Genomic DNA, 12,446 nt, shown 5'->3' on the forward strand with positions numbered 1-12,446 from the left:
CCGGTGCGGGTTGGCTGCCGGGTCAGCGGACCGATGATCGGTCCGCTACAGGAAATCGGATTTCGTCGTGGCGAGTACGGTAGGGGGATACCGCAAATAGGGCCGAGCGTCTTAGTTGTCGTAACCCAGGTTCGGCGCCAGCCAGCGTTCGGTGACGCTCAAGTCCTGTTGCTTACGCGCGGTGTAGCTTTGCACCTGGTCCTTGTCGACCTTGCCCACGGCGAAGTATTGCGCCTGCGGGTGGGCGAAGTACCAGCCGCTGACTGCCGCCGCCGGGAACATCGCGTAGTGCTCGGTCAGGAACACGCCGCTACGGCCCGCCTGCATTTCGCGGGCCTCGGGGTCGAGCAGTTGGAACAGTTGGGCTTTCTCGGTGTGGTCCGGGCACGCCGGGTAGCCCGGGGCAGGGCGGATGCCGCTGTATTGCTCTTTGATCAGCGCCTCGTTATCCAGCTGTTCGTCCTTGGCGTAGCCCCAGTGTTCTTTACGCACTTGCTGGTGCAGCCACTCGGCGCAGGCCTCGGCCAGGCGGTCGGCCAGGGCCTTGACCATGATCGAGTTGTAATCGTCGCCTGCGTCCTGATAGGCCTTGGCCACTTCTTCCGCGCCGATACCCGCGGTGGTGATGAAGCCACCGATGTAGTCGGTGACGCCGCTGTCTTTTGGCGCGACGAAGTCGGCCAGGGAGAAGTTTGGCTTGCCGTCGGTCTTGATGATTTGCTGGCGCAGGTGATGCAACCTGGCAATCGGCTGGCCGTCGTCACCGTAGACTTCCAGGTCATCGTCCTGCACCTGGTTGGTCGGCCAGAAGCCAAACACTGCACGGGCGCTGATGAGTTTTTCGTCGATCAGCTTTTTCAGCATTTCCCGGGCATCGGCGTAGAGCGCGGTAGCCGCTTCGCCTACCACCTCGTCTTCGAGGATGCGCGGGAACTTGCCGGCCAGGTCCCAGGAGATAAAGAACGGGGTCCAGTCGATGTACTCTGCCAGCACCTTGAGGTCGATATTGTCCAGCACCTTGGCGCCGGTAAAGGTCGGTTTCACCGGGGTATAGGTGCTCCAGTCGAACTGCGGCTTCTTGGCGATCGCGGCCGGGTAGCTCAGGCGCTCGGTGCGGGCGCTGCGGTTCGAGGTGCGCTCGCGCACGTCGATGTATTCCAGGCGGGTTTTCTCGACGAAGGCTGGCTTCAATTCCTTGGACAGCAACTGCGTGGCCACGCCCACCGCACGGGAGGCGTCGGTTACATAGATCACCGCGTCGTTGCTGTACTTGGGCTCGATCTTCACCGCAGTGTGCGCCTTGGACGTGGTCGCGCCACCGATCATCAGCGGCAGGTGGAAGTCCTGGCGCTGCATCTCGCGGGCCACATGCACCATCTCATCCAGGGACGGCGTGATCAGGCCGGACAGGCCAATGATGTCGCACTTCTGTTCCTTGGCCACCTGCAGGATCTTCTCGGCCGGGACCATCACGCCCAGGTCGACAATGTCATAGCCGTTGCAACCCAGCACCACGCCAACAATGTTCTTGCCGATGTCATGCACGTCACCTTTTACGGTGGCCATCAGGATCTTGCCCTTGGCTTCCGGCTTGTCGCCTTTTTCCAGTTCGATGAACGGGATCAAGTGGGCCACGGCCTGCTTCATCACCCGGGCGGATTTAACCACCTGGGGCAGGAACATTTTGCCGGCGCCAAACAGGTCGCCGACGATGTTCATGCCGGACATCAACGGGCCTTCGATCACCTCGATCGGGCGCGCGAACGATTGGCGGGATTCCTCTGTGTCTTCGACGATATGCGTGGTGATGCCCTTTACCAGCGCGTGCTCCAGGCGCTGGTTCACCGGCCAGCCACGCCATTCCTCGGTCTCGGCTTCCTTGACGCTGCCGTCACCTTTGTATTTGTCGGCGATGGCGAGGAGGGCGTCGGTGCCTTCCGGTGTGCGGTTGAGCACCACGTCTTCGACCGCATCGCGCAGCTCGGCCGGGATCTGGTCGTAGATCTCCAACTGGCCGGCGTTGACGATACCCATGGTCAGGCCATTGCGGATCGCATACAGCAGGAACACCGAGTGGATCGCCTCACGCACCGGGTTGTTACCGCGGAACGAGAACGACACGTTGGACACGCCACCCGAGGTCAGCGCATACGGCAGCTCATCGCGGATATAGGCGCAGGCGTTGATGAAGTCCACGGCGTAGTTGTTGTGCTCTTCGATACCGGTGGCGACCGCGAAGATGTTCGGGTCGAAGATGATGTCTTCCGGCGGGAAGCCGACGTCATTGACCAAAATGTCGTAGGAGCGTTTGCAGATTTCTTTCTTGCGCGCTTCGGTGTCGGCCTGGCCGGCTTCGTCAAAGGCCATCACCACCACGGCGGCGCCGTAGCGTTTGCACAGCTTGGCGTGGTGAATGAACTGCTCCACGCCTTCCTTCATGCTGATGGAGTTAACGATGCCCTTGCCCTGGATGCACTTGAGGCCGGCCTCGATCACTTCCCACTTGGAGGAGTCGATCATGATCGGTACACGGGAGATGTCCGGCTCGCCGGCAATCAGATTGAGGAAGGTCACCATGGCCTTCTTCGAATCGAGCATCCCTTCGTCCATGTTGATGTCGATCACCTGGGCGCCGGCTTCCACCTGCTGCAGGGCGACTTCCAGGGCTTCGGTGTAGTTGTCTTCACGGATCAGGCGGGCAAAACGTGCGGAACCGGTAATGTTGGTGCGCTCGCCGACGTTGACGAACAACGAGCTGCGATCAATGGTGAACGGCTCCAGGCCCGACAGGCGGCAAGCCTTGGGAATGTCCGGGATCGGGCGCGGCGCATAACCGGCCACGGCCTTGGCGATGGCTTCGATGTGGCCCGGCGTGGTGCCGCAGCAGCCGCCCACAATGTTGAGGAAGCCGCTCTGGGCGAATTCTTCGATGACCTTGGCGGTTTCCGACGGCAGCTCGTCGTACTCGCCGAACTCATTGGGCAGGCCGGCGTTTGGGTGCGCCGACACGTGGGTGCTGGCCTTGTTCGACAGTTCTTCCAGGTACGGGCGCAGCTCACTCGCCCCAAGGGCGCAGTTCAGGCCTACGGAAATCGGCTTGGCGTGGCTGACGGAGTTCCAGAACGCTTCGGTGGTCTGGCCCGAGAGGGTACGGCCGGAGGCGTCGGTGATAGTGCCGGAAATCATGATCGGCAACTCGATACCCAGTTCTTCGAACACGCCTTGCACGGCGAAGATCGCCGCTTTGGCGTTGAGTGTGTCGAAGATGGTTTCGATCAGGATCAGATCGGCGCCGCCCTCGATCAGACCTTTGGTCGCCTCGGTGTAGTTTTCCACCAGCTCATCAAAGGTCACGTTACGGTAGCCTGGGTTGTTCACGTCAGGCGACAGCGAGCACGTACGGCTGGTAGGGCCGAGCACACCAGCGACGAAGCGCGGCTTGGCCGGGTTTTCCAGGGTCTTCGCGTCGGCGACCTTGCGCGCCAGGCGTGCGCCCTCTACGTTTAATTCGTAGGCCAGGGCTTCCATGCCGTAATCGGCCATGGAAATGCGCGTGGCGTTGAAGGTGTTGGTTTCCAGAATGTCGGCGCCGGCATCCAGGTAGGCTTTTTCGATGCCGCCGATCACGTCCGGACGGGTGATGACCAGCAGGTCGTTGTTGCCCTTGACGTCGCTCGGCCAGTCGGCGAAGCGCTTGCCACGATAATCCTGTTCCTCAAGCTTGTAGCTCTGGATCATCGTGCCCATACCGCCATCGAGTATCAGGATACGTTCCTTGAGGGCTTGATGAAGGGCTTGCAGACGAGCGCTACGATCGGACATGGGACTACTCTGGTCAGGCATTTCGGAGGGGACGAATCATAGCAAACCTGTGCCGATTTAGAGCATGTCCAGGTTTTGCATGAATATCGTTCATGTTGGTGCGGGATGCAGGTCGGTAGAATTCCCGGGATTTATCATTTTGGCTTCATACCGGGACCAGGCTCATGCCGTATCGCATCATCGTCAGCCTTGCACTTTTGCTGATTGGCACCACTACGCAGGCCCAAGATCCCGCCCCGGCGATTTCCTACACCCGTGACATTCAACCGATTTTTACCGAGAAGTGCGTGGCGTGCCATGCCTGCTATGACTCGGCCTGCCAGTTGAACCTGGGCAGCGGCGAAGGCGCGGCCCGGGGCGCGACCAAAGTGCCGGTCTACGACGGTGAGCGCAGCCAGGCAACCAAGCCGGTCCGGCTGTTCTATGACGCCTTCGGTAAAGCCGCCTGGCAGCGCGAAGGCTTCAGCTCGGTACTTGATGCCCAGGGCAGCCAGGCCGCGCTGATGGCGCGCATGTTGGAGTTGGGCCACCGTCGTGCGCCCTTGCAGCCCAATGGCAAATTGCCTGAAGACATCGTGCTGGGCCTGAACCGCGAAAACATGTGCCCGTCGCCAGGTGAATTCGACGGCTACGCCGGCGCGCACCCCAATGAGGGCATGCCGCTGGCCGTCACCGGCTTGAGCGACCAGCAATACCAGACCCTGCAACGCTGGCTGGCCTCCGGTGCGCCGATCGATGAGCAAGGCGTGGCGCCGAGTGCCCAGGAAGCCGCCCAGGTGCTGCAATGGGAAAACCTGCTCAACGCCCCCGGCGCCCGCCAAAGCCTGGTGGCGCGCTGGCTGTACGAACACCTGTTTATTGCGCATCTTTATTTCGAGGGCGGCGAACCCGGGCATTTCTTTCAGTGGGTACGCTCACGTACACCCAGCGGCCAGCCGATTGACCTGATCAACACCCGCCGCCCCAACGACGACCCCGGCACTCGGGTGTACTACCGACTGTGGCCGGTACAAGGGGTGATCGTGCATAAAACCCATATCACCTATCCTCTCAGTGCGCAGAAAATGGCACGGGTCAAATCCCTGTTCTACAGCGGTGATTGGCAGGTCACCGCGTCGCCGGGCTACGGCCCCGGGCGCCGTGCCAACCCATTCGAGACCTTCGAGGCGATCCCGGCGCAGGCGCGTTACCAGTTCATGCTGGACAACGCCGAGTATTTTGTACGCACTTTTATTCGTGGCCCGGTGTGCCGCGGGCAGATTGCCACGGACGTTATCCGCGACAACTTCTGGGCGCTGTTTCAGGCGCCGGACCACGATCTGTACATCACCGATGCCCGCTATCGCGGCCAGGCGACGCCGTTGCTGGCGATGCCGGGGCAGAATGATGACGTGGGCAGTGTGCTCAGCCTGTGGCTCAAGTACCGCGACAAGCGCAACCAGTACGAAGCCCTGCGTCGGGACAGTTATGCCGACCTGCCGGCGCCAAGCTGGTCAACCCTGTGGGCCGGCAATGACAATGCGCTGTTGAGCATCTTCCGCCACTTTGACAGTGCCTCGGTCAATAAAGGCCTGATCGGTGAAGTCCCGCAGACGATGTGGTTGTTCGATTACCCGTTGCTGGAGCGCACCTACTACCAACTGGTGGTCAACTTTGACGTGTTCGGCAATGTCTCGCACCAGGCCCAGACCCGGCTCTACTTCGACCTGATCCGCAATGGTGCCGAGCAGAATTTCCTGCGCCTGATGCCGGCCGATACCCGCGACGACTTTATGGATGATTGGTACCAGAACAGCGGGAAACTCAAGCTCTGGCTGGACTACGAGGCGATTGACGATGACACACCGAGTGGGTTGCATCTGGATAAGAAGGACCCGAAGCGCGATTTTGCCAATCAGTTATTGACGCGTTATGGCGATTTGAACGCCAGTCCGGACCCGATCAACCGTTGTGCCGGGGCCTATTGCTCGCGCGATGGGATTGATCCGGCATTGCGGGATGCGGAGCAGGCCCTCAGTCGCCTCACGTCGAGGCCGGCGGCGGGGCTCAAGGTGATTGAGCAACTGCCTGAGGCCACTATGTTGCGGATCGAGACCGCCAGCGGCAAGCGGGTGGTTTACAGCATGTTGCGTAACCGGGCGCACAGTAATGTGGCGTTTTTGCTGGGTGAGGCTTATCGCTATCAGCCGGGGCTGGATACTGTGACCATTTATCCAGGGGTGCTGAGCAGTTATCCGAACTTCATTTTCAACATTCCGGCGCAGGAGGTGCCGGGGTTTGTTTTGGCGATGGAGAGTGCCAGGGATGCTCAGCAGTTTGAGAAGATTGTTGATCGGTGGGGTGTGCGGCGCAGTCATCCGCTGTTTTGGCAGTATTTCCACGACTTGTCGCGGTATGTTCTGGAGACTACGCCGGTTGAGGCGGGGGTGTTGGATATGAATCGGTATGAGAATTTGTGATTTGTGATTTGTGATTTGTGTGGGGGTACATATCCGTTGCTGCGGTAACGGCTGCTTAGGGTTCCGCCCTTACGGCGGGTCACTTTTTTACAAAGCGCCTAAAAAAGTAACCAAAAAACGCTTTGCCCCACCACTCGGTGCCTCGCCTGGGCTCGGCATGCCCGCACTCCGGCTTGAATCCGTGGGCCGCCGCAATGGGCCATCCTTGGCCCAGTGCGGCTAACCCGGCGTCCTGCCGGGTTACCCACGGATTCAAGCCTGCGTGCGGCCAGCGTGGTTAACGGGGCCTGTCAGATCAAGATCAACAGCAGATCAAAAGCAGAGCACGGCGGCCTGGTAGCCGACCTGAGTGGTAGAAGCGAAGGCAGGGCAAAAGCACAGCAGAAGCAGAGCTGCTTTTCTGTGGGAGCTGGCTTGCCTGCGATGCAAGCACCTCGGTACATCAGGCATACCCAGCTGATGCAATCGCAGCGGTTCGTCGGTCCGACAAGCCAGCCCCACATTGACCGAGTACAGCCTGAAGAGCAGCACACTCTCTGCCTGATGTACTGAGTTCCAAATGTGTGTGAACTAATTTGTAAACCATGTGGGTGAGTCATACCGGCAAGAGCCCATTGCTTACGTTGGGGCTTTTCCAAAGTGAGTCGCCGTAAGGGCGAAACCATAGGCCGCCGTTACCGAAGAAACGGATAGGTACATCCCCCCAAGGCACCCACACAAAAAACTATCCCGACAAAAACACTAGGACTTTGTACCTCGGTAATAATTTGGCGTAAACTGCCCGCAAGCCTGTGAGGAGTTTCCATGACTGCCATAACCATTACCGACGCCGCGCACGATTACCTGGCTGATCTGCTGTCCAAGCAGAACACCCCAGGCATCGGTATCCGCGTCTTTATCACCCAGCCCGGCACCCAATACGCCGAGACTTGCATCGCCTACTGCAAGCCCGGGGAAGAGAAGCCTGAAGACACCGCCCTGGGGCTCAAAAGCTTCACCGCGTACATCGATAACTTCAGCGAAGCGTTCCTGGACGATGCTGTGGTCGATTACGCCACCGACCGCATGGGCGGCCAGTTGACCATCAAGGCGCCTAACGCCAAGGTGCCGAACGTCAACGCCGACAGCCCGGTCAACGAGCGCATCAACTACTACCTGCAAACCGAGATCAACCCGGGGCTCGCCAGCCACGGTGGTCAGGTCAGCTTGATCGATGTCGTGGAAGACGGCATTGCCGTGTTGAAATTCGGCGGTGGTTGCCAAGGCTGCGGCCAGGCGGACGTGACCCTGCGTGAAGGCATCGAGCGCACCCTGCTCGAGCGCATTCCGGAGCTCAAGGGCGTACGCGATGTGACTGACCACACGCAGAAAGAAAACGCCTACTACTGAGTAAGGCGTTCACTGCGAACAAAAAAACGGCGCCCCATGAGCGCCGTTTTTTTATGCTTAAAATTCAGTGTCTTACTCGGTATTTCTAACAAATAAGATTAACTGTGGGAGCGGGCTTGCTCGCGAATGCGGGTAGTTCAGTTAAAGATGCACTGGCTGACACCCTGCGTTCGCGAGCAAGCCCACATGTCCAACCGCACTCTTCAGGGGCGATAGAGGTGCGCGTGGCCTGCCCGGTACAGTGAGGACTCGCTGAAGCTGTCGCTTGCCAACACCCGGCCAACCACAATCAGTGCCGTACGCCGGAAACCCTTGGCGGCCACCTTCTCGGCAATATCACTCAGCGTGCCGACAACCCAGTCCTGATCCGGCCACGTCGCCCGGTGGACCACGGCAATCGGGCAGTCCGCGCCATAGTGCGGTAGCAGTTCGGCGACGATTTTGTCCAGGTGGTTGACCCCCAGGTGAATCGCCATGGTCGTGCCGTGGCGGGCCAGGCTGTCGAACGCCTCACCGGCAGGCATGTTGGTTTTGTCGGCGTAGCGGGTCAGGATCACGCTTTGGGCGATATCCGGCAGGGTCAGTTCCGCCTCCAGCAACGCCGCACAAGCCGCCACTGCCGTTACCCCGGGAATGATCTGGAAGGGAATGCCCCGTTCGCGCAAATGGCGGATTTGTTCGCCAATCGCCCCATACAGGCTCGGGTCGCCGGAATGCACGCGGGCCACATCCTGGCCCTTTGCATGGGCTGCCTGGATCAACTCGATGATCTGTTCCAAGTGCAATTCGGCGCTATTGACCACCTGTTCCGCCTGATGACCCTCCAATACGGCGGTGGGCACCAGCGAGCCGGCATAAATGATCACCGGGCAACTGCGGATCAGCCGCTGGCCTTTGACGGTGATCAATTCCGGGTCGCCGGGGCCTGCGCCGATAAAGTAGACGGTCATGGGGAGTTCCTGTTGAAAAACGGGCGAGCATGAAGATTGCTCATGATCGAGAACGGCAATTATCGGGATTTTAGCCGGTGCAGGCTAATGCAAAGGTGGCCTGGGCGGTTTTTTTGCGGGTGATCAACAGGCGGGCAGGGGCGTGGGAGAGCTGTTCAGCCAAGGCAAGGGCCGCGCTTTCGGCGATGCCGTAACAGCCGGTGTGTGCGAAGGCCACGGCTGATTTGTGGCTCAGCCGGTCCTCGTAAACCGCCAGGTGTTCTGCACTGAAACACTGTAACGGCAGGTTCAGCATGTGAGCCAGGGCAAGCAAGCCCGGTTCATCCTGCTTGCGATCAATACTGGCCAGGGCCGCAATATGTTGGCGCTCAATACCGCCCTCGGCGAGGACGGCGTCAAACAGACCCAGCAGGGTGTGAACGTCACAACCCCGCCGGCATCCCAGCCCGACCACCAGCGTCATGCCGAGTAATGTTCGTCGCGGTTACGGCGGAACAGCCACGCGCTGATCAGGCCTAAGGCCAGCCAGAATGCAACGTTGGTCAGCTGCGATGCGATCTTGAACTGTGATTCCAGCGCTTCGGGGGCCAGCATCGAATGCACGAGGGGTTGCGGTGCGCCGATAACATGCGGGAAGGCGATGATCGCCACGCCCAGCACTTTCAGCAGCCCGTTGCGACCAAACACCAGCAGCGCGATACCGGCTGCGGTGGACGCCGCGGTGCCGATCCACCAGACCTGCCGTTGTGCCAAATCAGCCGCGGCAGTCCCCGGCAACTCCGGTGGCAGGCCCAAAGTAGGCGCCAGCACGAACGTCGCGTAACCCGCCAAGCCCCACAGCAGCCCTTGGGCCGTGCGAGTCGGCGCGCGCAGGGTGTAGAGGCCCGCCAACATCAGCGCAAAACCGACGGCGACCACCAGATTCCCACCGGTAGTAGACAGCACGCGCTGCCAGCCATTTTCCGGCTCCCAAGCTTCGGCGTCGTGGGTATGGGCTGCGGCACCTTCGGCATGTTCATGGGCCACTTCGACAGCAGACGGGGCTTTTTCAAAGGTTTCCGCCTGCAAAATCAGCGGTGCGACCCAGAAGCTTTGCAGCAGGGTCAGTAGCAGGGCGGCCAGCAAGCCGGTGAAACCTGCGGTTTGAGCAATACGCTTGATCATGTCGGCAGGCCTCAGTGGCACGGGAACGCGGCGCTGTGGCGGGTATCGTGGGCCGCGTTGTGCACCGCCTCGATATGCGAGAAACCGGCGAAATACACCAGGCAGGCGCCGAGGATCGAGGCACCGATGGCGGCGCTCAGGCGTTGGCTCAGGGTGGCGGAGCTACGGGTGGTGTGCGAGGTGCTGCTGATGATCGACATGGCGCGTCCCTTCTGGGTGTCAGGGTGGAACGAGCGCATGAAAACCCCGCGAGCCAGGCACGCAGAGTTTTAAACAGCGCCCGCCCACCGCGGGTTTGTTATCTGATTTTTTCGGGCCGGTCTCCGGGCTTGCGAGGGGGCTCTTGAACTAGAGTCCTGAAAGCATCGCCTTCCCATACCCGAGGGCACAGTGGCTGTGACGCTTCGCTCGCTTACCGTTGCGGGGGCAGCACCGGACTGGTCATGCACGCATGATTTACCGGTTTCCCGTTTCACCCTGTGAAGGGCACCCGAAACAAGATGTGTAGGAGAGCATGGGGGTGGGAGGGGAGTCAATTGGGGTTTTTTGGTGGGTGTGCATATCCGTTGCTGCGGTAACGGCGGCTTAGGGTTCCGCCCTTACGGCGGGTCACTTTTTTACAAACGCCCTAAAAAAGTAACCAAAAAACGCTTTGCCCCACCACTCGGTACCTCGCCCAGGCTCGGTATGCCCGCACTCCGGCTTGAATCCGTGGGCCGCCGCAATGGGCCATCCCTGGCCCAGTGCGGCTAACCCGGCGTCCTGCCGGGTTACCCACGGATTCAAGCCTGCGTTCGGCCATCGTGGTTAACGGGGCCTGTCAGATCAAGATCAACAGCAGAGCACGGCGGCCTAGTAGCCGACCTGAGTGGTAGAAGCAAAAGCAGGGCAAAAACACGGCAACAACAGAACTGCTTTTCTGTGGGAGCTGGCTTGCCTGCGATGGCATCAACTGTGTGTCACTGACAGACCGAGATGTCTGCATTGCAGGCAAGCCAGTCCCCACATTTGAATGCGTTCAGCGTTCAGCGTTCAGCGTCCAGGTTCAGGTCAGCTGCTAGTCCGCCGAACTCCGCTTTTGAGCTTTTTGATCTTAGGCGACCTACTTAGGAATGCCGGAGTACGGGCACACCGAGCCTGGGCGAGGTGCCGAGTGGTGGGGTACTTTTGGTTGAGCCGGCATTTCGGGCTCTTTTCCAAAAGCGACCTGCCGTAAAGGCGGAACCCTAAGCTGCCGTTACCGCAGCAACGGCTATGTACATCAACCAAACAACCCCATCATTGACCATCCCCCACGCACTGCGTAGCCTTGCACCTTCGAGGTTCTTCGGCCCAGGTCGAAGCTAAGAAGGGAACGCGGTTCAAGCCGCGGCTGCCCCCGCAACTGTGAAGGGTTCATCTGACTGCCACGCCACTGCCAATACGGCGGGAAGGCGCAGCCAGCGCCGGTCGCAAGACCCGCATGCCCCAAGCCAGGAGACCTGCCTCGTAACCGATTTTCTACTTCAACCGGGCGGGGTGATCCGGTGACGAAATCAGCTTCTGCGCATTTGCCGCAGGGCCTGTCGTCCCGTATGCCCGCCCCAAAGGGCATCCGATGAAAACACTGGCCAAACTCCCCGTCACCATCGTTACCGGCTTCCTCGGCTCGGGCAAAACCACCTTGCTGCGCCATATGCTCGACAACGCCCAGGGCCGTCGCATCGCCGTGATCGTCAACGAGTTCGGCGAGTTGGGCATCGACGGTGAAATCCTCAAGCAGTGCTCCATCGGTTGCACCGAGGAAGAAGCCAACGGCCGCGTGTACGAACTGGCCAACGGCTGCCTGTGCTGCACCGTGCAGGAAGAATTCTTCCCGGTGATGCGCGAATTGGTCGCCCGTCGCGGTGACCTCGACCATATCCTGATCGAAACCTCGGGCCTGGCCCTGCCAAAACCCTTGGTCCAGGCCTTCCAGTGGCCGGAAATCCGCAGCGCCTGCACGGTTGACGCGGTGATTACCGTGGTCGACAGCCCGGCTGTCGCCGCCGGCACCTTTGCCGCGTTCCCGGATCAGGTTGATGCCCAGCGCAAACTCGACCCGAACCTGGACCACGAATCGCCCCTGCACGAGCTGTTCGCCGACCAACTGGCCAGCGCCGACCTGGTGATCCTCAACAAAGCCGACCTGATCAGCCCTGAAGACCTGGCACGCGTGCGCCTTGAAGTCGCCGAAGAGCTGCCGCCGGCCGTGAAAATCATCGAGGCCAGCAGCGGTCGCGTGCCGCTGGACGTGTTGATTGGCCTGGGCGCCGGCTCCGAAGAACACATCGACGGTCGCCACAGCCATCACGATCATCACCACGAAGGTGAAGACGACCACGACCACGATGCGTTTGATTCCATCTCCATCGACTTGCCGCAAGCTGATGAAGCGCTGCTGCTCGACGCCCTGAATCAACTGGTGGTGCAACACGGCATCCTGCGTGTCAAAGGTTTCGCGGCGATCCCGAACAAGCCGATGCGCCTGCTGATCCAGGGTGTGGGCACGCGTTTCGACAAGCATTTCGACCGTGCCTGGGGTGCTGATGAAGCCCGCATCACGCGTCTGGTGCTGATCGGCCAGGAGCTGGACGCGGCGGGCCTCGAAGCGCAACTGCGCGCTGCGCTCAGCGTTTAACCC

At 60.4% G+C, this 12,446-nt stretch carries 8 protein-coding genes and 2 riboswitches; of the genes, 3 read left to right on the plus strand and 5 right to left on the minus strand.

Going from position 1 to position 12,446, the window contains the following annotated elements:
* Positions 1 to 111 precede the first annotated feature (111 nt).
* Entirely contained in the window at positions 112 to 3,822 is a 3,711-nt protein-coding gene (gene metH, locus ACI77D_RS24025; RefSeq protein ID WP_064452005.1) for a methionine synthase, read from the minus strand.
* 164 nt (positions 3,823 to 3,986) lie between these two features.
* On the opposite strand from metH, the gene ACI77D_RS24030 reads away from it, so the two are divergent.
* Together ACI77D_RS24030 and nfuA are read left to right on the plus strand one after the other, a co-directional pair.
* Positions 3,987 to 6,281: a fatty acid cis/trans isomerase gene (locus ACI77D_RS24030; RefSeq protein WP_407017620.1), complete on the plus strand. Its 2,295-nt coding sequence runs from the start codon at positions 3,987 to 3,989 to the stop codon at positions 6,279 to 6,281.
* An 804-nt stretch (positions 6,282 to 7,085) separates the two neighbouring features.
* On the plus strand, positions 7,086 to 7,670 hold the full coding sequence (gene nfuA / locus ACI77D_RS24035; protein ID WP_017136914.1) for a Fe-S biogenesis protein NfuA: 585 nt from the start codon (positions 7,086 to 7,088) through the stop codon (positions 7,668 to 7,670).
* Between the two features lie 203 nt (positions 7,671 to 7,873).
* Here the strand turns inward: nfuA and cobM are convergent, their stop codons facing one another.
* From cobM to ACI77D_RS24055, 4 genes are all read right to left on the minus strand, one after another.
* Positions 7,874 to 8,620: a precorrin-4 C(11)-methyltransferase gene (gene cobM / locus ACI77D_RS24040; RefSeq protein ID WP_221294506.1), complete on the minus strand. Its 747-nt coding sequence runs from the start codon at positions 8,618 to 8,620 to the stop codon at positions 7,874 to 7,876.
* A gap of 70 nt (positions 8,621 to 8,690) precedes the next feature.
* A complete protein-coding gene (locus ACI77D_RS24045; RefSeq protein WP_064452009.1) occupies positions 8,691 to 9,083 on the minus strand; it encodes a cobalamin biosynthesis protein in 393 nt (130 codons plus the stop codon).
* Positions 9,080 to 9,784 carry a CbtA family protein gene (locus ACI77D_RS24050; RefSeq protein WP_407017621.1) on the minus strand — a complete coding sequence of 235 codons (705 nt, stop codon included), beginning with the start codon at positions 9,782 to 9,784 and terminating at the stop codon, positions 9,080 to 9,082. Before ACI77D_RS24050 ends, ACI77D_RS24045 begins: the two co-directional genes overlap by 4 nt.
* A gap of 11 nt (positions 9,785 to 9,795) precedes the next feature.
* Complete coding sequence (locus ACI77D_RS24055; RefSeq protein ID WP_064452011.1) at positions 9,796 to 9,984, minus strand: CbtB-domain containing protein; 189 nt, start codon at positions 9,982 to 9,984, stop codon at positions 9,796 to 9,798.
* A 96-nt stretch (positions 9,985 to 10,080) separates the two neighbouring features.
* A riboswitch (cobalamin riboswitch) is annotated at positions 10,081 to 10,293 on the minus strand.
* 794 nt (positions 10,294 to 11,087) lie between these two features.
* A riboswitch (cobalamin riboswitch) is annotated at positions 11,088 to 11,288 on the plus strand.
* Positions 11,289 to 11,381: 93 nt separating this feature from the next.
* Between ACI77D_RS24055 and cobW the strand changes: the two genes are divergently transcribed.
* Entirely contained in the window at positions 11,382 to 12,443 is a 1,062-nt protein-coding gene (gene cobW, locus ACI77D_RS24060; protein WP_221294508.1) for a cobalamin biosynthesis protein CobW, read from the plus strand.
* Positions 12,444 to 12,446: the final 3 nt, after the last annotated feature.

The sequence above is a fragment of the Pseudomonas sp. O39 genome, from assembly GCF_045447295.1.
Classification (GTDB): domain Bacteria; phylum Pseudomonadota; class Gammaproteobacteria; order Pseudomonadales; family Pseudomonadaceae; genus Aquipseudomonas; species Aquipseudomonas antarctica_A.